The sequence below is a fragment of the Nitrosospira sp. Nsp13 genome (genome assembly GCF_900101945.1).
Classification (GTDB): Bacteria; Pseudomonadota; Gammaproteobacteria; order Burkholderiales; family Nitrosomonadaceae; genus Nitrosospira; species Nitrosospira multiformis_D.
The window spans coordinates 772,811-793,327 of the sequence record NZ_FMVD01000001.1; the positions used below are offsets into that span (position 1 = coordinate 772,811).

Genomic DNA, 20,517 nt, shown 5'->3' on the forward strand with positions numbered 1-20,517 from the left:
CTAGTAATATTAGTGAGGTACACAATGAAAACAAGGAATATTTTTTCAGCTTTATCCATGATCGGCTTCCTGGCCTCGGTGAGTTCATCCGTGATCGCTGCCGAGCCTGTTGATACTCCCGAGATTCGCGCGGCTGCTCAAAAAGCCGTTACTCGCAGCGACCATGAGGCCATAGCCAAATTCTATGAAGACGCAGCGACGCAGATAAAGGCAAAAGCGAAGGAACAACGGGAACTGCTTGAGCAGTACGAAAACAAAAGTTATCTGTATGGCAGACAGGCGCAAGACCTTCAATCGCATGCCTCCGCGCAGGTGCGTGAATATGAGCGAGCTGTCGAGGCAAATATCAAGGAAGCCCGCCTTCATCACCAAATGGCTCTGAAGGCCGACGAGAATCATGCCGCTGCTAACCAGCAAAAGCTGAGTGCCGTAAGCCGGTAACAAATTTTATGTAATTTCCTGATGGCAAACGGCACTTGGTTGGGTGCCGTCTTTTTTTCTTGACAATCCAAGACAACCGGTCGTATTATTTATCTATGCTTAAACCCACCAAAAAGGAATTCAACAGAGATAATCTGTTAAATCAGGGAGTTGCCCTGCTCAGGGGGCAGGGCTATCACGGTACCGGACTCCAGGAGATCCTGGATGCGGTTAATGTGCCCAAGGGTTCTTTTTACAATTACTTTGGCAGCAAGGAAGATTTTGGTGCGGAAGTCATTCAACACTATACCGATCCATTTATCGCACTGTTAACTGATCATCTGGAACGATCCGACGCTGATGCGCTCGGTGCAATAAGACGTTATTTTGATGAGCTCATCGTGGAACTTGAGAAGGATGAGTTTAAAGGCGGTTGCCTCCTGGGTAACCTGATGGGAGAAATAGGCGATACCAGCGAAGTTTGCCGTAAATCGCTTCAATCCGCCGTCAGGCGTTACCAGGATGTATTACAGTCCGGACTGGCCAAAGCACAGCAGCAGGGGACGGTAAGATCGGACAAATCACCTGAAATGATGGCCGATCTGCTGGTGAATACCTGGCAGGGCGCTTTATTGAGGATGAAAATAGAAAGATCATCCGCGCCGATCAAGCAGTGCTGTCAGGATTTACTGGACGATTTTTTCAAACCCTGATTTTTTTGCCCAATAATAATACGACCGGTCATATGTATTCCTGCCTCTGCATATTTTTTAGCAACCCATCATGGGGTTATTTCCATGCTTCACCACGTTGCAATCGCGCCGGCGGAAGGAATTTCCACTGCCTGGAAAAATTGTGTATTTTTATTAGGGAGGTAATGTCCATGCAATCCGACATCGTCCGTTCAACACTATTAATTCTGGCCCTGGTCGTCGCGGGTATTCCCGGCGCATTCGCCGAGACTGGCGCCGGGACTGGCGACGTGGCTTCGACCAAAAAGCGCGAAACTTCTGCAAGATCCGGAGGCGGCCACCAGCATTACGCGCAATCCGATATGGCAAACAAGCCAAGCCCGGATGGCAAGCTCGCACCCAGGCTGCAGAACCTGGGTACGCATACATTCCCCGTCAGCACGCGCAACAAGCTGGCACAGCAATACATCAACCAGGGGCTGAACCTCGCCTATGGGTTCAACCATGCCGAGGCGCGCCGGGCATTCCGTGAAGCGGCACGGCTCGATCCTGGACTTGCAATGGCCTACTGGGGTCAGGCACTCGTGCTCGGCCCCAACATCAACGCAATGATGGAACCGAACGAGGAGCCGCAGGCTCTGGAGATCGTGCAACAGGCCAAGTCGCTCATGGCGAAAGCATCACCCAGAGAGCGTGCGCTCATCAATGCTCTCGAGAAGCGTTACTCGGGGAATCCCGAGAGCCGGACAACGAACGACAAGGCTTACGCGGAGGCGATGCGGGAAGTGCACCAGCGTTTTCCGGATGATCTCGATATCGCGATGCTTTATGTAGAGTCGGTGATGGATCTGCGTCCCTGGGGCTACTGGATGCGCGATGGCCAGCCGTACGAGGGAACAGCCGAAATTGTCGCACTCACCGAAGAGGTGATGCGGCGCAATCCGAAGCATCCCGCCGCGCTGCACATGTATATTCACCTCATGGAACCGACCAGCACGCCTGAGCGGGCGGAGAAGGCAGCCGATACCCTGCTGACGCTGATGCCGGCGGCGGGGCACATGATACACATGTCATCACATATCTATCAGCGCGTGGGCCGCTACGCCGACTCGATGAAGAGCAATCAGCTTGCCATCGCGGCCGACGAGGATTACATCGCGCAGTGCCGCGCCCAGGGGATATACCCCATGATGTACTACCCGCATAACATTCACTTCCTCTGGTTCGCGGCGACGGGAGACGGTCAAAGCAAAGTGGCAATCAAATCCGCACGGGAAGCCGCCAGCAAGGTAGACGATGCGGTGCTGGAGGCGATGCCGCTGACGGCGATATTCCGCATGGTGCCGTATTGGGCACTTGCGAGGTTCGGCCACTGGCAGGAGGTTCTTGAAGAACCCGCCCCGCCATCCACTAGCCCGTTTCTGAAAGGAAGTTGGCACTATGTACGCGGCCTCGCGTTTGTTGCCACCGGGCAGTTGCAACAGGCCGATCAGGAACTAAGCGCGTTGCGCGAAATCATGAAGAACCCGGCTCTGGATCTCCCCCTTTTCTCGAAAAATACCGCGCGCACCGTGCTGAGCGCCGCACCCGAGGTGCTCGCCGGCGAGATCGCCGCGGCGCGCGGACAGTTCGATCAGGCTATCGCGTACCTTGAACAAGCTGTTCGCCTTGAAGACGCCCTGATATACACGGAACCATCGGAATTCAGCGTTCCGCCACGGCTGACCCTCGGCGCCATCCTGCTGGAGGCAGGACGTCCGGCCGAAGCGGAGACCGTGTACTGGGAAGACCTGCGGCGCAATCGCGACAGCGGGTGGGCGCTTTACGGATTGATGCAAGCATTGCGCGCACAAAAGAAGGATGATCAGGCGGCGCTCATCGAGGCACGTTTCAACAAGACCTGGGCACGTGCCGACGTGAAACTCAGGGGGTCACGCTTCGGACGCGGGGATGCAAAGATGTAACCAATACTCAAATCGCCAAGGAATCTTTGAATAAGTCTCGTTGCCACCAATGCGCTCCACAGAAGACTTATTTCAGAGATTCCATCCCTGAAGAGCCCTGCTGCGAGCTTGCCATTCTGTTCGTTATTGATCTATATTTCTCGTCCCACCCTCAGTCTTTGGTCTTCAGTTTTCCCTCATTCGCCGCTATGAATGCACGGATATCATCCGACATATCCACCAGCTTTAACCATTGCTCCTTGTAAAGCGTCACGGGAAAACGGCCCATGCCATACACCGAGAGCGCTCCCTTTTCGCTCACCTTCATGGTGATCCCGGTACTGGCTCCTTTTTTGAGTGCTTCGTTTTCTTTACGCAATCGCTCCAACTCAGCTTTCATGTCCTCGTCTGACATCATTCCTCCAAGATTATTGTGCTACCCGATAAGTATGCCTTTTTTTAATCTGAAGCACGATCTTTGGCTATGATAGCGTGACTAAAAAACATGGGGAACCACCGAACAATCCATCAATCCGGTAAAATATCTGGATTGAAGACTGATAAAATGGAACTGACTGACGTTATCCGGGACTAATTGATAAGTGCCCGGCTAAGTCAAAAACATTGATGGAAGTCTTCTCAGAAGGACTGCGCATCACGTCACCGCATCGGTTGTTGCCGTACTTTCACCTTCCATCTTGAATTCGTCGTCGTTACATTTAACCTGAACCCGGCGGTTGACCGTTTATCTTTTCAATTAAGCACCATGATCCACAAAAACATATACGCTTGAGCTTCACCTTTGTGGTGAGTTTCACTACAACTACCGGATTCAGGTTCAAAGAAGAACGTCCATGCGCAATCCATTTCAAAATGATGCTTTAGGCAAATTTATTTTGCGCCTTACGGTTGGCACGCTGATACTGCTGCATGGAGTATTCAAAATGCTCAATCCAGGCTCTCTCGAATTCATCAGTAAGCAACTTGCCGGGTTTAATTTACCTGCAGTTCTGGCTTACGGCGTTTACGTGGGCGAAGTTATTGCGCCGCTAATGATTATTCTGGGAATTTTTTCTCGCCTGGGTGGATTGCTGGTTTTTGGCAATATGATATTTGCATTGGTACTGGCGCACCGCAGCCAGCTTTTCTCGCTAACGAGCAATGGAGGCTGGGCACTTGAATTGCAGGGTTTCTATTTATTTTCCAGCCTCGCGATATTATTCCTTGGTAGCGGTAGAATAGCGATCAAACCGGATTGATATAATGTACGTACGGACGAATTGGCTATGCGCGTAAAATCCCCACAATCTCCTGATTCCACTCATTCCGAACAATGCAGATGGCATCCGATCGCGGATATGCCGGAACTGCAGAATGTAGCGCTGAATATGATACTAGACAGCGCCGCCGCGGCGATCCGGACACGGGGACAGTTTCACTTCGTACTCGCGGGCGGCGACACACCCCGCGCAATCTACAAACAGCTGCGGGCAGCACATACCGACTGGACAGCCTGGTACGTCTACTTTGGCGACGAACGCTGTGTGTCACCCACCGATCCCCGGCGCAACTCCGTCATGGCCGGAGAAGCGTGGCTCGATTATGTCGAAATTCCGGCGGATCAGTTGTACACAATTCCGGGGGAGCTTGGCGCGGATCTAGCGGCTTGCGAATACGCGCAGACCTTGAATACCGTAGGCATATTTGATTTAACGCTGCTTGGACTCGGCGAGGATGGCCATACCGCCAGCCTGTTTCCCGGTCACGAGTGGGGAACCGAACCCGATTCACCTGACACGCTGGCGGTGCTGAATGCGCCCAAACCCCCACCACAGCGCGTTTCACTGAGCGCGGCGAGACTCAGCCGTTCACGGCAGGTGATATTTCTGGTCGGTGGTGAGTCCAAACGGGATGCGGTGGCACGATGGCGTGCGGGCGAAAATATTCCGCCGCGGGCAATAGCGCCGGAGAAGGGTGTCGATGTACTGGTGGAATCCGCTTTACTGAAGCCTCTCTAAACGGCTATTTATCTTTATTTACCTTTGGATTCGTCGTCCTCTGGCTTGAATCTGAACCGGCACAAGTTACCGCCGTGAACCATGCATTCATGTTGCTCGACCTTACTTTCGGTGAAAGTCTCCATCAGGCCCCTGTCAAGATGGCAAATGTCAGTATCTCTTACCGCCATCCTGTGGAACACGCAATTATCCGCTTCGATTACCGTCTCGCCACCCTCGAATGCCACGGTTTTTGCGTTATAACCAAGCTGATCCATTACCTCGGCAAGCTTCTCGATTTTCTCCGCGTGCGTCGCCAAGCCGGGATGTTCGCTGCGAAGCTGACGTCCCACCCCCGCACCAATCTCGCCCAGACGCCTGCTCATGTTTTCCGCACCTTCTTCATTCTGAACAGAAGCCACTACCAACTGTGCAAGCCACGAGTACTGGCGCGGAAAACTCTCCCGGCCAAGCTCGGTATGAATATAAAGCTGCTGCGGACGTCCTCCTCCTGAGGGTCGCGTGTTACCGGTCTCCACCAATCCTGCCGCTTCCAGCGAGGCAAGATGTTGCCGTACCGCATTGCGCGTAATTTCAAGTCCCTTCGAAAGCTCGTCTACGCTCAGGCCCGGCTTGCCCCTGCGCAGCAGCTTGAGCAATTGTTTCTGCCGTTCACCCATAGTATTAAGCATTTGGCTTCCCTTCCTTTCTCCCGTCCAAGTAATTATAAAAAATTATTATGGAACACATTATCACCTGTTACATCTACTAACAGAATACAACATTAAGACACTTTAAGCATAGAAAAGTTGACAAAATGCGGTTAATGTTTTATGGTTTTTTCGACCCCAAAGATAATTCAAACTGTTCATCGCTGTCGATGAGCCCCGCTTAAAGGAGGTACCTTTATGAAAACAAGGACGTTTTTTGCAGCCATGTCCCTTGGTTTGTTGGCTGCCTGTGCCCAGATGACTCCTCTCGAAGCTGTTCAGAATACCCATGTTCGCAAAGCTGCCCAGAACGCCCGAACCCGTAGCGACCATGATGCCCTGACGAAGTATTTCGAAGATAAAGCAAAGGAAATGCATTCGAAGGGCGAGGAACAGAAAAAATTGCTTGAGCATTACGAGCAAAAAAGCTATCTCTATGGTCGGCAAGCCCAGGATCTGGAATCACGCACTTCGGCTTTGGTACGCAAATACGAAGAAATCGAACGGGCAAGCATCAAAGAAGCCACCGCTCACCGGCATATGGCGAAGGAAGCGGCTGACACCGAGGGCCGGCTCGTGGATAACGCTTCCCAGACACGTCCGCAGCACAACTAAAAGCGTATGGATTGCTCCTTGTCCGGAGCGCTCTGAGTAATCCTGAGGAATACGGTTCTGCCGTCCCGCGATGGTGCGATGACATGAGAGAAAGCTGATTCCTGGGGCAAGCTTTCGTGTCCTCCAGTTTTCGGATGGACTGTGCTCATTCTCTCCAGGCTGGAAAACCCGGCAAGCTCCGGAAAAAATCCATGTCGTGGTTGGGCCAGAGTTCCGCATCTTCCTTGCGGCCTAACGCCTTGAGCTTGCGGATACTCGCCAGCGCCAGCGTCTCGTTATCCTGCCAGCAATAGCCCGGCGCAATTTCCTCCGACAGATTCTCACCCAGATCGGCCGCGTCGCCGCACAAAATGACGGGCTGGCCCTTTTTCAGCTCGATGAATAGCGACATGTGCCCTGCTGTATGGCCAGGGCTAGCGACGGCATGCACACCCGGCGTCACCAGATACTCGCCCGTTTTCACCCGCCATTGATCCGCATTGGCCAGCTCACCGGTAAACACGCCGCTATCCAGGCCGGTACCTGCCGCAGCCAATTCATCACCCTGGATATGGACCTCGCAACCCGGCAGATCGCAAAGCCCGCCCACATGATCAAAATGCAAATGGCCGATGAACACGAGATCGATATCGGATAGCGAGAGTCCCAGTTGCGCCAGATAGTGGGGGATGCGCTGCGCTTCCCGCATGGCGGGCGCCTCCACCCGCGGGCGCATGGGATCATAATACCTGGCGCGCAAGAGCGGATCGGCCAGCTTGCGATAGTCGCATCCCGCATCGTAAAGAATGCGCCCGTTTGGCGTTTCGATCAGATAGGCAAGGATCGGCGCATCGATGAATTCGCCGTGACCACGGTTGCGCGTCGAGATAGTCTTCTCATAACGAATCGTACCCGTGAGCAGCGGCCAGATTTTCAGAGCGCGAGACATGATGGAACTCCTGGAGAAGGTGATACAAGCCTGAACAGGATTACGTTAATCCTAAATCCAGCAGTTGGACAGGGTGGAGTGTGCGGTTTTTAAGGTGCAGGGCAAGGCGCAACGACGCGGAATGGTCATTCCATTCCAAGGAGTTGCAACGCCGGCATGCGCCGTAAAAACCGTACAATCTACCCTGTAGCGAACTCACCAAAAAGGTGAAGGTCAAGTAATGCAAACGGTCTTTGTGGATCATAGTATTAAGCTAAAAAGCGAGTGGTCAACTGCCGGATTTAGGTTCATCTTTCAACCTGCCGTTGTCAAAGCTCATCCGACACATTCATCGGTACTCTACTCATGAATATGCTACTTCAGTTAAAAGAATACGGGCAGTCCGTCTGGCTCGATCATATCGACCGTGATCTCATCCACGGTGGCGGCCTGAAGATAATGGTGGATGAAGGTGAAATATGCGGCCTCACCACCAACCCGGCCATTCTTGCAAACGCCATGGGTTCAGATGCCGGGCATGCAAGGGAAATACGTGCCCTCCTCCGCCAGGGACATACCCCCACAGCCGCCTACGAAAAACTCGTCATTCCGGAAATAGCCGCCGCAGCCGACATGCTGCGTCCGGTTTATGAGAATACGCACCGCCGCGATGGCTATGTCTCATTGCAGGTCGCCCCGGCATTCGCCGATGATACCGCGGGAACAATAGCGGAAACCCGCCGGCTGTGGCGAACTGTGGGACGGGAAAATCTCCTGATTAAAATTCCGGCTACCGAGGCCGGCATCCCCGCCATTACCCAACTGACGGCGGAGGGAATTAACATTAATGTTACGCTGCTCTTTTCGCAAGCCCTGTATGAGCGCGCTGCGTATGCTTACCTGGATGGACTCGAACAGCTCATCGCGTGTGGCGGAAATCCGGCCCCTGTCGCCAGCGTGGCGAGCTTTTTTATCAGTCGTCTCGATACCGCGGTCGATGCGATCATCTCCTCTCACCTCAACCAGTGCGGCTGGATCAAGACCTACAACGCGCTGGAACGCGAATCGCTCAGAAACCTGTCAGGAAAGGTAGCTATCGCCAATGCCAAAGTTGCCTACGAGCGCCAGCAGGCGATCTTCTCCGGCCCCCGCTGGGATGCACTCGCTGCGCAGGGCGCACAAAAACAGCGGCTTCTCTGGGCCAGCACTGGAATCAAAAATCCCGCTTACCGGGACGTAAAATACATCGAGGAACTGATCGGCCCTGACACCGTGACCACAATTCCCCCGCCAGCGCTGGCGGCTTTCCGTGACCATGGGAGAGTGCGCTCCAGCCTGCAGGAAGATATTGCAAGCGCAACTGCCCCCTTAAGTACCCTCAAGACCCTGCGCATCCCGCTCGACGATATCGCCAGCAGATTATTATCCGGCGGAGTGAAACAATTCAGCGCCGCATACGAAAAACTCATCGATGCGATTCCACAGCCTCTTCCGTAGTATCTTCCGCATCTTCCGCATGATGGAGGATCTGGGATACGAAATGGGCGGAAAAATTCATTACAAAAGGCACCAGCAGAATAACCACCAGCAATGCCAGCAAGGCCGTGTTGACGCTTACCCCAATCTCTCCCCGCATGACTTTCTTGAAGAACCACGTGCACGCCCCGATAACGCCTACCAGGAACGTGGAACCAATCATTATGTACTCGCTGTCATCCATGATTCTGAATCGGGGGATTAGAGGTTGGAGTGCGCGGTTTGATGTGCGTCCTGTAGCAAATCACTCATAAAGGTGAAGATCAAATAACGCAAGAACCATCTGGAGATCATAATAGAAGCGAACAATAGCTACCAACCATAGGATTCAGAATCATATCCAATTTGACCTGCGAATTGCTATCGCAACCAAAGAATATTCAACATCATCATAGGTCAGATTGATGCTATTAGCCGGAAGGAAGTAATGGATAGAGCGCCATGCACAATTCCATCCAAAGAAAAAAACAATCGATCAAAAGAATTTAGCCCTGTCAGCCGTAAAAAGTTAAATATCACGACTAAAGCGCTGACGTTGGCGGCAAATAATCCCATAAATCAAGGCATCTCGGGCTTTTCGATTGACCACCGAGCCTCAAACAATTAGTATATGCACCTCTCCAATTCCCCGATAGCTCAGTCGGTAGAGCGACGGACTGTTAATCCGCAGGTCCCAGGTTCGAGCCCTGGTCGGGGAGCCATATAATCAATGAGTTAACATAGGTTTCTGGTTCGGGGCAGCCGCCTTTGAGCCTGGTGTAAGTCCCTGTGTAAGGAAATCTTCTATACAGTTACCTCATAGCGAACTCTTGCATGCCCCCAACCGATGCAAATCGGACATCATCCCCCACCCTGCCACTCCTTCAATCCGGCGGCAAACGCCTCTGATCCCCCGCTTCCAAAAATTTTTTAATTTTGCGTTTTTTGAGAGCAAAGCAAGATTAAGCGACTGAGCGAGGGTGTGCTCGGATCTCAGATAACTTCAAGTTTCATTGAGTTGCCCAGTCAGCGGGGTTTGTTCGGGAATGTGTGCTACCGAATTAGTCTGTATTGAAGAGTTGTAGATAGCCGGAAAGCGGAGTACTTGTATCGTCCAGAGACACGGTAGATGGTTCCTGGCGGACGACAATCTCGTTATCTTGGTAGCGCGTTCTTTCTGCCCTCAGCCTTGCGCCGTGCAGCTTCCTTCTCTGCCTTGGCCTTTAACTCTGTTTCGGATTGCTATCTGAGTCCGAAATCTGGCCGGTCGCCGCCGCCGCTTCGGCTTTCCGCTGATCCAGGATCTCACCGTTCATCTTTGCATCGCATGATTTTCCAGCGCAGGCTGATGTATAGGTCCCGTCGGCGCCGTCGAGACAATTCTGCGAACGGGATGAACCGGTCAAGTCGGTGCAGTGCTCGTTTTCTCATTGCGGGGTATCGTTTCTTTCAGGGGTGACGTCTGGCGTATTATTTAGCGAGGCTAATCCAGCTTGTTTTCGAAATCCATCAGCTGTGATACCGGTACATTAAGCGTTTCGGCTAATCGGCAAATATTGAGCAGGGCAATATTTCTCTGGCCGCGTTCAATCCCACCAAGATAGCTGCGGGCTAATCCACTCTCAAGAGCGAGCTGTTCCTGTGACCAGCCGAGCTCTTTTCGAAGCTGCGCCAATCTTTTCCCAAATAAGAGACGTGGATCGGGCTGCTTTTCATTTTTGACCATCCCCTAATTTTCAGGATCAGGCCACTATCAGACCACGCTCTATGAGTGACAATTGGATCTATTTCTACTATATTTCTCATCAATCTCTTCAGTTTGGCGAATCAAACGAATAAGCGCGTCCTTGACCCCGCAATCGGGCACTTAAGCAGTGCCGAAATTGAGGCAGTAACTGCGGAATACCTCTCTGGCGAGAAAGTGTCCGTATTGATCAGCCGATTTAATATTAAATGCGCACCGAGCCAGCTTCGGAAGGTGCTGCCACCCCGGATCCTTGGCCAGCTTTGCTCGGTATGTGGCGGAGTCCTAGTTCAGGATTTACCGAGTCGCTCATCTCCAGACTCATTATGCAAAATCTATTGTTCGTCATGTTCACATGAAGAAGGCAACAAGTGTCGTTGCAACCATTGCCTGGAGTTGCGAGATCGCTTGGTTGCAGAGCAACAGGCCAAGCGTGAGGCCGAGATATTTCTCGCGATAAAAGCTGAACGCGAGCGGCATGTTTGTTCAAGTTATTCAATAGATGAGCTTCCACTTTCCTTAGTTGTGGCCTTTCTTTCATTCTCACGGTGTTGCCCAATAATCAAGAATGAATTGTACGGCCGACTCGCCGATTGCTCTGTGCCTTACACGCCTACAGAAGCGTACCGAGCCACCTTGCTCGGCTTGCTTCTCGAGGGCGGGTTAATTTGTATATCGGAGCATTCAGCCGTGGGCACCATTACTTATGAAAACTCGCAGCTATATTGCGATTTGGGAAGAGTATATTGGACAGGAGACATCGAAAAAAACCTCAAGCTGGCTGAAGACATAGAATTACGTGCGTTGACCGGAAGCTGGCCTGAACATTGGTGCCCCGAAGTCGAGGCTATATGGTTAAATCTTGCGCTTGCCGAGTGCAGGGAATTTTACAATTATTGCGCGGATAGTCGCGGACTTCGAGCTCAAGGTGATCAAGCGGTAACAACCATGTTGGCAAATATCCTCCGAGATTTCTCAGTTGCGCAGTGCTACCACATCATCTGGCAAGGCGCAAAACAGGCTTCGGATTTCCTTGTCAGAAAAAAAACAAGCAGTGCGCACGCGTCAAACTTTATGGTAGGCGCTTGTCAACGATGGGCAGATCGTGCTCGGGCTGAGGGATGGCAGGTGAGTCCGTTCAAACGCAACTTTGATCTTCCCCGTAGCATGATCAGCTATGTGTTATTTGACGTAATCCTTAAAATTGGCGAGCGTGGTTTTAACGATCCAATCGGAATACCTACTCTGGAAGGTGGATTAACAATGGATGGTAGTTCTGACGATATCAGAACAGCAAAATCTCCAGGAGATTAATAGAATGTTTAAGTTTGGCGTTTGGGGGCTCACCATTTTGATGGTCGTTGAAAATATGATCTAGAAATAAAGAACCAAGTTATATGGTATTCCGTGCCAGTGACGAGTCATTTTTGTCGCCTCCTTTATGTTGGGCCTCAACAGCCGGGCCTTGCCATAATCCATCCAGGGTCCTGCCCGACGTAGCGAGAAACATATGGGCAAAATCCTCAGTTATATGACGTAATTTCGTTTCCTACGGATTTTCCGCGGGAGAGAACAGAGAAGATCTCGTTGCCGAATTTCTGGTCAACCACCTGCTGCGCAAATTCGGAGTCAGTAGCGGCACGGTCATCCCACATGATGGCGCCTTCTCAAATCCTGCAGAAGGAGGCCAAGGAGGCAAAGCGGGGCTTATGGGGAGATACCTCTCTTACCCCACCTTCGGAATTTCGCAAACGGCCCCAGAGCACATTCGGGAGAGTTGAAATCTCAAACTGAAGAATGAATTTATGCTACATTGAACTCTGTACAGGGTTCGATAAGGGCAAGTCATGGGTACTCGCGGCGGCAGAAGAGAAGGGTCAGGTCCCAAGAAATCCATGGGCCCGTATGGAGAAAAGACGGCACTTGTTCGCGTCCCGATGAGCCGAAAAGCCGAGGTGCTGGTCTATTTGGAGCCCTTCAGAAGAGCAAGGCAGGAGTGCAGTAACGATAAACCCGAACTTCCGCAGGCAATGCCCAATCCGCCTCCCCTACCGCGCCCCATCTACAGCGGCAAGATATCCGCTGGCCAGTCGCGTTTTCCTTCACCTGCCCAGGACTATGAGCAGAAGACGCTGGACCTCAATGATCGCTTCATCGCCAATCCGCCCGCGACCTTTTTCTTCACCGTCAAGGGCGACTCCATGGTGGGAGCTGGCATCTTCGATGGCGCCACCCTCATCGTGGATCGGGCATTGAAGCCTAAGTCCTCCAGCATCGTGATTGCCGATGTAGACGGGGAATGGATGGTCAAACGCCTGTACAAGCGCAATGGCGTCCTCAAGCTATTGTCCGAGAATCCCAACAATGCCCCTATCGTGCTCAAGGAAGGTCAGGAACTGGTTATCTTCGGTGTCGTGACCTATGTCATCAACGAAGCCAAATAGACCTGTCTTTGCCCTGTGCGACGCTAATTCCTTTTATGCTTCCTGCGAGAAAGTGTTCCGACCTGATTTAAGAACCGCACCTGTCGTCGTCCTTTCCAACAATGATGGCTGTGTCATAGCCCAAAGCAGGGAAGCCAAGGTATTGGGCATAAAAATGGCAGGGCCGTGGTTCGAAGTGGAAGAACGTGCTCGAGAAATCGGAGTGGTGGAGTTCTCTTCCAACTATGAACTGTATGCCAACATGAGCAACCGCTTCATGGCGACACTCAGACAGTTCAGTCCCCGGCAGGAGGTCTATTCCATCGATGAGTGTTTTCTTGATTTAACCGGCATGAAACTTGATCTGGTGGCCTATGGGCACACCATCAGAGAAACGGTCATGCGCTGGACGGGACTACCGATCTGCGTGGGCGTCGGCCACAGCAAGACACTGGCCAAGCTTGCCAATTACTATGCCAAGAAAGAACCAGAAACGAAGGGCGTGTGCGACTTCAGCCAATTAAGCCAGGATGAACTGAATTCAATTCTGGAGATATTGCCAGTCTCTTCCGTATGGGGGGTGGGGCGCAGATTGGAGGCCAGTCTCAAAGCGGTGGGGGTTGAGAATGTACTGCGGCTGAAGAATGCCAATCTGAGAAGAATTCGGGATCGTTTTGGTATCACGATGCAGCGCACTGTTCAGGAGCTCAATGGCGAGGCGTGGCTGGAACTGGAAGAGGAAACACCCATGGCCAAGCAGGTGATGAGCTCCCGTTCTTTTGGCGAGCGCGTGGAGAGCCTGCCGCAGCTGCGGGAAGCGATTAGTTATCATGCCGCCAATGTTGCCCAGCGGCTTCGCAGGCAAGGCCTGTATGCGAGGGCCGTATCGATATTCATCCAGAACAGCCCATTCGATCAGGCAAAATTCTATGGTAGGAGTGAAACCATCGCTCTGCCAGCCCCGACAGATTGCAGCTTTCAGATCACGAATGCGGCGCTGTGGATACTGAAGAAAATGTATCGGCCCCAGGTTTATTACCAGAAGGCTGGGGTGATGCTATCCGAACTGGTGCTGGAAACCGGGCAACAGATCGATCTGCTGGGATTCTCATCGACCCACAACAAATCGGGCAGGCTGATGGAGACAGTAGACACTATAAACAGGAGGTATAAAAGAAGCACGATTCACCTGGCATCAGAAGGAACTGTCCACACCTGGAGCATGCGGCGCAGCTTCAAAAGTCAGAATTACACGGGAGACTGGAAGGAGTTGCCGGTGGTTAGCTGATGCCAGGAAAAGATCGTTCGATGTAAGAGAAAGAGTGGCAACCACCCAAACGCAAAGGCCGCGATTGGCTTGTGAACAAGGCCAGGTATAATTCCCGGCGGCCACAAGCCAGAGGTGACCCTTGGCAATGCGATTATATACAATGAAGGGCCGAACCAAACAAATGCTTATTTTTCCGTCGTACCGCCCCCGATGAGGCCAAGATCGACAACGCTGAGGTGATTGGGGTGAACACCATTGGATGCAAGGTCGTAGACATCATGTGTTCCGACTGCAACGATTTTGGACGGATGCACCCCTTGCCCCTCAGTTCCCGGAGGAAGGGTAGCGCCGCCAATGACGTGAATTCGACCATTCAGATGGATAGCATTGGCAGAACCACGCACCTGAGGAAGGGGTGCGAGATCTTTCCAACTGTCAGCCTGCGGATCGTATACCCATGTTTGGTTGATCGGCACCCACTTTTCCTTTCTTTTTTCTGGCAGGGTAAAACCACCAAACATATAAATACGGCCACCCACCTCTGCAAGGGCTACATGATGAAGGTAACGAGGCATATTCCCCTTACGTGTCCACCGGTCGGTCTCTGGGTCGTATTCCATAACCATGCCCATCGCTTTCCAGTCCAATCCAAGGCCACCAAAAACATAGAGCTTGCCTCCCGCCGCGATTCCATAAACTTCTTCTGCGCCTTTGAGGATGGGGGCGGCGGACTTCCACTCCTCGGCAAGCGCGAGCCGACCGAACAACATATCAGAATAGATATTGCAATCATTCTCCATCTGATTACTGCGGTGGAACTTTCTTTATTCTTCATGTTTCACTCCTGAAATACAAAATCCTTTTTCTTCGGGACTTATGGATCGGATGAACGACGGCGTAACTAAATCAAGTCTCAAGTGAGGCAAAAACTATGATGCATTACTTTAATACTTCCGATGGGAGAAGAATTTCTTTCAGTTAAGCCATTGCTTGAGTTTGTAGGCGAGCTAGACCTCTCCGATATCTATTGGGTGATAGTAGGCGGTGAGTCTAGTCATAAGGCGCTACCAATGGGACCAAAGTGGGTGGAAAATATATAACAGCAGGCAGAAGACGTGAATGTGCTGTTCTTTTTTTAGCAGTAGGGTGAGTGGGACGCCGTAATTCAGTAAAAAGCTGAGGAGGCTAAATATTAAAACTGTCCATTCCTGTTTGGCTGTACCTTTGCCGCCATCTCAGCTATGCCGTGATGGGAGGCGTTGAGTCTGCCAGGGCTTCCTGAAGCTTTTTTTCCTGCTCGGGAGATAGCGACGTTCGCAAGACGTTGCCTTTAATGCCTGAGAGTTCCGCTAGAACTCTTCCTGGCTGCGCCTTACGTACGAGAATGAAAAGTGCCGGAGTTGATGGGAATGGTTTTGCCCAGCGACTTAATGAAATCATCGTCGATGCCGTAATCGGAGAGCGAACCGGACAGCCCACCTGCCCCTACGCCGATTGCACCACCCAGTGTAGAGCCGGCAAACGGACGTAGAAATAGCAGTCCGACCAAGGCACCCCACAAGCTGCCGGAAATAAAAAAGAAACTGGAACTGGTCGTCGATCCGGGAGCCATGAGATTAATGCTCTGCTTGAGGTGGACCTTGCCGGCCTCGTCACGGATGACGACAATGGCGCCCTCAAGATCTATTAGGTGTTCCTTTTTTAATTTGGCAAGCTTGAACAAAACACGATCGGCTTCTTCGGCATCTTTAGAATCCACTACAATCAATTCGGACATATTTTCCTCCCGTCATAAAACTAGCCGGAACGCATGGGAACATCCAGTTCCATTTCCAAAAGAAAGTTCATGGAGATTTATGTGTTTCTTCTAGAGTCGATTGCTCACTTGGACGAGCATGAGTGAACAGCAACCAGTCAAATTTAGCGAAAGGGTTGGGGAATAAGCAGGAAGATTTCTAGATTTCTTATCAATACCTTCGAATAATGAGTCGCCCCTAATAACCGGTTACCAAACCTGTAAATTCTTCTGAAGGAATCGATGTCCTTCTTCAATACAAAGTTTTTTCAGTCAAGACCATCAAGACAATTCTCCTTTTGTCTCAGATTGGAGGATATCGTCAATTTTGAAGTAGCGCATGTCTGACCTTAAGGCAATGCGCTACTGAACTCTAATCCGGCTCGTAAGTGGCCCTACGCGCTAGAGTTCCTAATGGCATACTTTAGCCATTCATAAAATAGCAATCATCGCAGTAATCCGAATAGCTTCTTATTATTTACCTGCTTCGCGCATTTGATCGACCAGCGGCTGAATCTTTTCGGCATGTTCGAGATGTGAAGCAACTGAAGGACGTACCTTGACCAGCAAGGCTTTCAATTCTTCATTTTTTGCGTTTGGCAATAGTTTGTTATCTATTACGTCAAGTACTTGTTTATGAAATACGATTTCTTGAGAGATATACGCCTTATCGAATGACTTCCCGTCCAGTTTGTTTATTCTGTCGAGATTTATTTTGCCATCCGATTTAAGACCTTTGCTGATAGCATTTTCCTCGGGTTTAACTTTCAGTTTTGTGACAAGCGCCGTTGCCTGCTTGTTAACGTCGGTATGATCGCCAATCATGCGATGGGCAAATGCCTTGACTTCCGAATTAGATGATTTCGATTCGGCCGCCTTGCCCGCGTCGATATCGACTTGATTTGCAGCCACCACAATTGCGGCAATCTGCGCGTCGTTTAGATTGGTCTTGTCGTCCGCAGCCACTTCCAGTGTCGGAATAAGTAAAGCAATAGCGAGAATTAATGAATTTTTCATTTGAGCCTCTTAAAGAAAGTTAAATTAGAAATTCGCCTCCTATAAAGGATTTGAAACATCAAGATATGCTAATGCTATTAAACTTTCCGTACGATATCACACTGATGTTTGTGAGGATTTCTTGACGCCGACCATGGGCGCCAGCGATAGGCCGATATCGAAACCTACCGAAGAACGATCTAGACGAGGCTCAGTTAGAGAAAAGGGTTGGGGAATTATGCACAATAGGAAATTGAGGAAAAGGGCAGAAGTAAAGTTCTGGATGAGGAATTAGACCGCCTGTTTGCCAGGGTCTGGCCTATGTGGATTGGAGCCAGCAGAATTTGGCATTGCCTCTGCGCTCTCTGGTGCTCCGGCGATGATGTTGGCCTACGGCAGTGGCGACCCTTATCTGGCATTAATTGGGCCCAAGGTGTCCAATGTGATCTTTCAAAGTGGTGCGGACACCATCCCAGGCGCGCGTGCAAAGTCAGGGCTTGGCAGATCTGTATTGCAAGGACTTTCTTTCCCTTCAATATCGTCTTTTTTTCATAATTTTTATCTTCCTTAAACTTTTTTTAATTTTATTGTAATCTTCAGTCAGAAGTGAAATCGCATCCACTTTTTTTCCGCGCTCTTGTTCACGGCGTGGCGTTCCTGTTAGCAGTATTTTGTATCATCGGCATGTTAGCGGTCTTCAGTTTAATGATTAATAATAAAATTTACTCAGCAATAATATTTATAACGCATACATTATAATGCAATAGATGGACGGACGTGGACGGCACAATAAAGCATGAGGCACCGTGATTTTATGTGGTATCCCACATTCACCTTTTACAGAAGAGTTTGTGTAATCAATTGTTTGATAGCGTACAGATCGAAGATAAATTGTCCAGTAGTATGCGCCCATCTCTCGTGTTAATTCCAATAAATGAGATACGTCTTCCATAAGCAGTCAATAGGAAGCACTTTCTTATTATGCTTATGGTATCAATATCAATTCTTTATTTAGGAGATTTATGATGGCTTCAGACAATGAAAAAGGCAGCAATCACGGTGGTTCCAATCGCGGGCAATTCGATTCAGGCTCAGCCCGGGAGGCAGGAAAAAAGTCGCATGGCGGCAGCGATTCGATTGGGCAAGGTAGTAGTTCGGGAGGCTCTTCAACCCGCGGCGGTTCTTCTGAACAGCACGCTGATGCTGGCAGGAAAGCGAGTGAAAACAGCCATGGCGGGCGCTCGGGTGGCGGTAATCAGGGAAGCGACAAAGAGTCGGGCTCTACTCGCGGCGGTTCTTCTGAGCAGCATGCCAAGGCGGGCAGCCAAAGTCACAAAAATAAATAATATTTTGTGTGAATAGTGGGGAGGGGCAAGGCCCCTCCCCCCTTCACTCGATACGAGTCCGCAGTGAAGGATTTCTTGGAAGCTGTCATTGAGCTCCTAGTGTTCGGGCAGGTACGGTTTACATGAGAGCATATGACTAGAAGGCAGCAAGAACCGATACAGGTTCTGGACAGCGATCCAAGCGATCAAAATAGATTAAGAGGATTCAACTCAAGAATAAAGAGGGCATGAAAAACCGAGTGGGATAATATTTTTCAGTGTGGGCTATCGTACCGATTCAAACACCTTTATTTATTATTCTTAGCAATCCTTTTTATCATTTATCTGGAGATAAACATGAGCTACGAAGATCGCGATACCTACGGTATGTACAAAAATTACGACGAGAAAGGTCCCGGGCCCCGATTAATGGGCGCCGATACGCTCATCGGAAATGATGTTTACAATCAGAAGGATGAAGACCTGGGCGATATCAAGGAAATCATGCTGGACGTGAATAACGGCAGAATCGCTTATGCGGTGTTATCTTTTGGCGGATTTCTCGGTATTGCCGACAAACTGTTCGCCGTACCCTGGAGTGCGCTGAAACTCGATACCGTGAACAAGCGCTTTTTGCTCAATGTGGAGAAGAAGAGCCTCGAATCTGCCCCTGGATTTGATAAAGATAATTGGCCGAATATGGCGGACCCCACTTGGCAAAACACAGTGCATTCTTACTACGGAACAAAACCCTACTAAGATAATTCAACCTTCATCCAGTTCGGTTGTTCGTAAGGATTCGATCGAAAGTGCAAGTGGGTAAAGCTGCAGCTGTCATCGTGGAGTGCTCGCCTGTTCGGATGAAGGTCTGAATGACGTCCCGCTGTAATTTATTGAGGTCGCTGGAGCGCACTGGTACTTCGCGCGCGAAACGGACCCTCCACGGTTTAGCGCCATAGCGAGGATGAGGGGGGAGGGATCATAGACCCAAGAGGCTGGGCCGATATTCTTTCGTTGCGCCGAAAGACGTCGCCTGTGTAGAACTGCGGCCGCTGCGCAATCCTCATGATGATCTGTAACCGTAGCATGCCGGTAACTGTGTTGGGGTGGAAGAGATGAGAACCTGGCCCACTCTTCATTCCAAATTAACGTCTCTTTAAAATTTTTCTAGACAAGTTTCGTCGAGAACTAACATTGTTGCTGGCTACATTTTTTTTGGAGCCGATCAGCTATTGCCACTTCAAAGTTCTATGTCCTGAACCATTTTGCCCGTAAACAATCCGCTGGTGGAGATAGCGAGGAGGCATTTCTTTCTGGTCGGACCTCCTCTATTCTTGTAATCAAAATATATTGTATGTCCTGCTTATCATGACGGATTCCCCCCTTTATTTTAAATATCATGAAATCCGTAATCGGACCCTGGCCTTGATCGAACCCCTGTTGGACGAAGACTGCTGCGTGCAATCCATGGAAGAAACAAGTCCAGTCAAATGGCATCTTGGTCATATCGCCTGGTTCTTTGAGACTTTTGTGCTGCAGCATTATGAGAAACCTTATAAGCCGTTTCATGAACACTTTGCACCTATGTTCAGTTCTTATGACAAGGCTGGTAAAACGCACCCGGATCCGAAGCGCGGGTTATTCACGCGCCCTGCACTGGGAGAGATCCGTGAATACTGCCAGAACGTAGATGCTCGCATGGGTGAAGTATTGGAATTGGCCGAGCAGGACGAAATATTGCGGATGTTGATTGTCCTTGGCATGCATCATGAACAACAACACCAGGAACTCATTCTCACGGATATTAAGCATTTGTTCTCGCAGAATCCGTTATATCCAAGCTATCGATCCCTTTCGCCGGACTCCCCATCTTGTCCAGGTGCAAACCTGCCTCTATTGGAGTGGCATCAATTCACAGGCGGACTCGTGGAGATCGGATTTGAAGGAGAAGGCTTTAGCTACGACAACGAATCTCCCAGACATAAACAGTTCATACAACCCTATTCGCTTGCGACGCGTCTCGTCACGAATGGCGAATATCTTCAGTTCATTGAAGCAGGCGGGTACGAGAACCCAGTATTATGGCTTTCAGAAGGATTGGACTGGGTCAAATCAAACAAGAGATATCATCCCCTATACTGGCGTGCCGACAAAAATGAATGGAA

General features: G+C 50.5%; 22 protein-coding genes, 1 tRNA gene and 1 pseudogene. 15 read left to right on the plus strand and 9 right to left on the minus strand.

The window, feature by feature from the left end:
- The first annotated feature begins 24 nt into the window (after window positions 1–24).
- From BLO43_RS03450 to BLO43_RS03460, 3 genes are all read left to right on the plus strand, one after another.
- A complete protein-coding gene (locus tag BLO43_RS03450; RefSeq protein WP_074632799.1) occupies window positions 25–441 on the plus strand; it encodes a hypothetical protein in 417 nt (138 codons plus the stop codon).
- Between the two features lie 95 nt (window positions 442–536).
- Window positions 537–1,133 carry a TetR/AcrR family transcriptional regulator gene (locus BLO43_RS03455; protein ID WP_090905786.1) on the plus strand — a complete coding sequence of 199 codons (597 nt, stop codon included), beginning with the start codon at window positions 537–539 and terminating at the stop codon, window positions 1,131–1,133.
- Between the two features lie 170 nt (window positions 1,134–1,303).
- Window positions 1,304–3,076 (plus strand): tetratricopeptide repeat protein, encoded by a 1,773-nt coding sequence (locus BLO43_RS03460; protein WP_090905875.1) that lies wholly within the window; start codon window positions 1,304–1,306, stop codon window positions 3,074–3,076.
- A 151-nt stretch (window positions 3,077–3,227) separates the two neighbouring features.
- Here the strand turns inward: BLO43_RS03460 and BLO43_RS03465 are convergent, their stop codons facing one another.
- Complete coding sequence (locus BLO43_RS03465) at window positions 3,228–3,470, minus strand: hypothetical protein (protein WP_004176061.1); 243 nt, start codon at window positions 3,468–3,470, stop codon at window positions 3,228–3,230.
- 439 nt (window positions 3,471–3,909) lie between these two features.
- Here BLO43_RS03465 and BLO43_RS03470 point away from each other — a divergent pair, with 439 nt between their 5' ends.
- Window positions 3,910–4,314, plus strand: coding sequence for a DoxX family protein (locus BLO43_RS03470; RefSeq protein WP_090905787.1), 405 nt, complete (start codon window positions 3,910–3,912; stop codon window positions 4,312–4,314).
- 99 nt (window positions 4,315–4,413) lie between these two features.
- Window positions 4,414–5,073: a 6-phosphogluconolactonase gene (gene pgl, locus BLO43_RS03475; protein WP_090905876.1), complete on the plus strand. Its 660-nt coding sequence runs from the start codon at window positions 4,414–4,416 to the stop codon at window positions 5,071–5,073.
- 14 nt (window positions 5,074–5,087) lie between these two features.
- Here pgl and BLO43_RS03480 read toward each other — a convergent pair whose 3' ends face one another.
- On the minus strand, window positions 5,088–5,744 hold the full coding sequence (locus tag BLO43_RS03480; RefSeq protein ID WP_090905788.1) for a helix-turn-helix transcriptional regulator: 657 nt from the start codon (window positions 5,742–5,744) through the stop codon (window positions 5,088–5,090).
- A gap of 216 nt (window positions 5,745–5,960) precedes the next feature.
- Here BLO43_RS03480 and BLO43_RS03485 point away from each other — a divergent pair, with 216 nt between their 5' ends.
- Complete coding sequence (locus BLO43_RS03485) at window positions 5,961–6,377, plus strand: hypothetical protein (RefSeq protein WP_090905789.1); 417 nt, start codon at window positions 5,961–5,963, stop codon at window positions 6,375–6,377.
- A 145-nt stretch (window positions 6,378–6,522) separates the two neighbouring features.
- Here the strand turns inward: BLO43_RS03485 and BLO43_RS03490 are convergent, their stop codons facing one another.
- Window positions 6,523–7,305, minus strand: a complete 783-nt coding sequence (locus tag BLO43_RS03490; RefSeq protein ID WP_090905790.1) for an N-acyl homoserine lactonase family protein — start codon at window positions 7,303–7,305, stop codon at window positions 6,523–6,525.
- Window positions 7,306–7,650: 345 nt separating this feature from the next.
- Between BLO43_RS03490 and tal the strand changes: the two genes are divergently transcribed.
- Complete coding sequence (gene tal, locus BLO43_RS03495) at window positions 7,651–8,781, plus strand: transaldolase (protein ID WP_090905791.1); 1,131 nt, start codon at window positions 7,651–7,653, stop codon at window positions 8,779–8,781.
- On the opposite strand, the gene BLO43_RS16345 is transcribed toward tal, so the two are convergent.
- Window positions 8,750–9,004, minus strand: a complete 255-nt coding sequence (locus BLO43_RS16345) for a hypothetical protein (protein WP_107878324.1) — start codon at window positions 9,002–9,004, stop codon at window positions 8,750–8,752. The two genes, tal and BLO43_RS16345, sit on opposite strands and share 32 nt — an antisense overlap.
- A 441-nt stretch (window positions 9,005–9,445) precedes the next feature.
- Here BLO43_RS16345 and BLO43_RS03510 point away from each other — a divergent pair.
- Window positions 9,446–9,521: transfer RNA gene (locus BLO43_RS03510), tRNA-Asn, on the plus strand.
- Between the two features lie 761 nt (window positions 9,522–10,282).
- Here the strand turns inward: BLO43_RS03510 and BLO43_RS03515 are convergent.
- Together BLO43_RS03515 and BLO43_RS17150 are read right to left on the minus strand one after the other, a co-directional pair.
- Complete coding sequence (locus BLO43_RS03515) at window positions 10,283–10,525, minus strand: helix-turn-helix domain-containing protein (RefSeq protein WP_090905794.1); 243 nt, start codon at window positions 10,523–10,525, stop codon at window positions 10,283–10,285.
- 369 nt (window positions 10,526–10,894) lie between these two features.
- Window positions 10,895–11,023 carry a hypothetical protein gene (locus BLO43_RS17150; RefSeq protein ID WP_302847665.1) on the minus strand — a complete coding sequence of 43 codons (129 nt, stop codon included), beginning with the start codon at window positions 11,021–11,023 and terminating at the stop codon, window positions 10,895–10,897.
- A gap of 210 nt (window positions 11,024–11,233) precedes the next feature.
- Here BLO43_RS17150 and BLO43_RS03520 point away from each other — a divergent pair, with 210 nt between their 5' ends.
- The 3 genes from BLO43_RS03520 to BLO43_RS03530 all read left to right on the plus strand — a co-directional run bounded on the left by BLO43_RS03520 (window position 11,234) and on the right by BLO43_RS03530 (window position 14,254).
- Window positions 11,234–11,857, plus strand: a complete 624-nt coding sequence (locus BLO43_RS03520; RefSeq protein WP_139149232.1) for a hypothetical protein — start codon at window positions 11,234–11,236, stop codon at window positions 11,855–11,857.
- 533 nt (window positions 11,858–12,390) lie between these two features.
- Window positions 12,391–12,987 (plus strand): LexA family protein, encoded by a 597-nt coding sequence (locus tag BLO43_RS03525; RefSeq protein ID WP_175443841.1) that lies wholly within the window; start codon window positions 12,391–12,393, stop codon window positions 12,985–12,987.
- Window positions 12,965–14,254, plus strand: a complete 1,290-nt coding sequence (locus BLO43_RS03530; protein WP_090905797.1) for a Y-family DNA polymerase — start codon at window positions 12,965–12,967, stop codon at window positions 14,252–14,254. The genes BLO43_RS03525 and BLO43_RS03530 overlap by 23 nt, the downstream gene beginning before the upstream one ends.
- 167 nt (window positions 14,255–14,421) lie before the next feature.
- On the opposite strand, the gene BLO43_RS03535 is transcribed toward BLO43_RS03530, so the two are convergent.
- Window positions 14,422–15,036, minus strand: a complete 615-nt coding sequence (locus BLO43_RS03535) for a Kelch repeat-containing protein (RefSeq protein ID WP_090905798.1) — start codon at window positions 15,034–15,036, stop codon at window positions 14,422–14,424.
- Between the two features lie 156 nt (window positions 15,037–15,192).
- Here BLO43_RS03535 and BLO43_RS03540 point away from each other — a divergent pair, with 156 nt between their 5' ends.
- A complete protein-coding gene (locus BLO43_RS03540; protein WP_090905799.1) occupies window positions 15,193–15,336 on the plus strand; it encodes a DUF5131 family protein in 144 nt (47 codons plus the stop codon).
- A gap of 139 nt (window positions 15,337–15,475) precedes the next feature.
- Here the strand turns inward: BLO43_RS03540 and BLO43_RS03545 are convergent.
- A pseudogene (locus BLO43_RS03545) lies at window positions 15,476–16,013 on the minus strand (DUF1269 domain-containing protein).
- A gap of 492 nt (window positions 16,014–16,505) precedes the next feature.
- Window positions 16,506–17,048 (minus strand): DUF4142 domain-containing protein, encoded by a 543-nt coding sequence (locus tag BLO43_RS03550; RefSeq protein ID WP_090905800.1) that lies wholly within the window; start codon window positions 17,046–17,048, stop codon window positions 16,506–16,508.
- 1,001 nt (window positions 17,049–18,049) lie between these two features.
- Here BLO43_RS03550 and BLO43_RS17000 point away from each other — a divergent pair.
- The 3 genes from BLO43_RS17000 to BLO43_RS03565 form a co-directional block, all read left to right on the plus strand.
- Window positions 18,050–18,373, plus strand: a complete 324-nt coding sequence (locus tag BLO43_RS17000; RefSeq protein ID WP_175443842.1) for a hypothetical protein — start codon at window positions 18,050–18,052, stop codon at window positions 18,371–18,373.
- A 336-nt stretch (window positions 18,374–18,709) separates the two neighbouring features.
- The gene (locus BLO43_RS03560) at window positions 18,710–19,111 is read left to right on the plus strand and encodes a PRC-barrel domain-containing protein (protein WP_090905801.1); all 402 of its coding nucleotides are present in this window, start codon (window positions 18,710–18,712) and stop codon (window positions 19,109–19,111) included.
- Between the two features lie 666 nt (window positions 19,112–19,777).
- Window positions 19,778–20,517, plus strand: a 740-nt coding sequence (locus tag BLO43_RS03565) for a DinB family protein (RefSeq protein ID WP_254773304.1), incomplete at its 3' end; no start/stop codon positions are given.

What these genes read in the sequence shown, in the direction of transcription:
- BLO43_RS03450 (WP_074632799.1), top strand. Translation starts at nt 25, where the DNA reads ATGAAAACAAGGAATATTTTTTCAGCTTTATCCATGATCGGCTTCCTG.
- BLO43_RS03455 (WP_090905786.1), top strand. Translation starts at nt 537, where the DNA reads ATGCTTAAACCCACCAAAAAGGAATTCAACAGAGATAATCTGTTAAAT.
- BLO43_RS03460 (WP_090905875.1), top strand. Translation starts at nt 1,304, where the DNA reads ATGCAATCCGACATCGTCCGTTCAACACTATTAATTCTGGCCCTGGTC.
- BLO43_RS03465 (WP_004176061.1), bottom strand. Translation starts at nt 3,470, where the DNA reads ATGTCAGACGAGGACATGAAAGCTGAGTTGGAGCGATTGCGTAAAGAA.
- BLO43_RS03470 (WP_090905787.1), top strand. Translation starts at nt 3,910, where the DNA reads ATGCGCAATCCATTTCAAAATGATGCTTTAGGCAAATTTATTTTGCGC.
- pgl (WP_090905876.1), top strand. Translation starts at nt 4,414, where the DNA reads ATGCCGGAACTGCAGAATGTAGCGCTGAATATGATACTAGACAGCGCC.
- BLO43_RS03480 (WP_090905788.1), bottom strand. Translation starts at nt 5,744, where the DNA reads ATGCTTAATACTATGGGTGAACGGCAGAAACAATTGCTCAAGCTGCTG.
- BLO43_RS03485 (WP_090905789.1), top strand. Translation starts at nt 5,961, where the DNA reads ATGAAAACAAGGACGTTTTTTGCAGCCATGTCCCTTGGTTTGTTGGCT.
- BLO43_RS03490 (WP_090905790.1), bottom strand. Translation starts at nt 7,305, where the DNA reads ATGTCTCGCGCTCTGAAAATCTGGCCGCTGCTCACGGGTACGATTCGT.
- tal (WP_090905791.1), top strand. Translation starts at nt 7,651, where the DNA reads ATGAATATGCTACTTCAGTTAAAAGAATACGGGCAGTCCGTCTGGCTC.
- BLO43_RS16345 (WP_107878324.1), bottom strand. Translation starts at nt 9,004, where the DNA reads ATGGATGACAGCGAGTACATAATGATTGGTTCCACGTTCCTGGTAGGC.
- BLO43_RS03515 (WP_090905794.1), bottom strand. Translation starts at nt 10,525, where the DNA reads ATGGTCAAAAATGAAAAGCAGCCCGATCCACGTCTCTTATTTGGGAAA.
- BLO43_RS17150 (WP_302847665.1), bottom strand. Translation starts at nt 11,023, where the DNA reads ATGCCGCTCGCGTTCAGCTTTTATCGCGAGAAATATCTCGGCCTCACG.
- BLO43_RS03525 (WP_175443841.1), top strand. Translation starts at nt 12,391, where the DNA reads ATGGGTACTCGCGGCGGCAGAAGAGAAGGGTCAGGTCCCAAGAAATCC.
- BLO43_RS03530 (WP_090905797.1), top strand. Translation starts at nt 12,965, where the DNA reads ATGTCATCAACGAAGCCAAATAGACCTGTCTTTGCCCTGTGCGACGCT.
- BLO43_RS03535 (WP_090905798.1), bottom strand. Translation starts at nt 15,036, where the DNA reads ATGGAGAATGATTGCAATATCTATTCTGATATGTTGTTCGGTCGGCTC.
- BLO43_RS03540 (WP_090905799.1), top strand. Translation starts at nt 15,193, where the DNA reads ATGGGAGAAGAATTTCTTTCAGTTAAGCCATTGCTTGAGTTTGTAGGC.
- BLO43_RS03550 (WP_090905800.1), bottom strand. Translation starts at nt 17,048, where the DNA reads ATGAAAAATTCATTAATTCTCGCTATTGCTTTACTTATTCCGACACTG.
- BLO43_RS17000 (WP_175443842.1), top strand. Translation starts at nt 18,050, where the DNA reads ATGATGGCTTCAGACAATGAAAAAGGCAGCAATCACGGTGGTTCCAAT.
- BLO43_RS03560 (WP_090905801.1), top strand. Translation starts at nt 18,710, where the DNA reads ATGAGCTACGAAGATCGCGATACCTACGGTATGTACAAAAATTACGAC.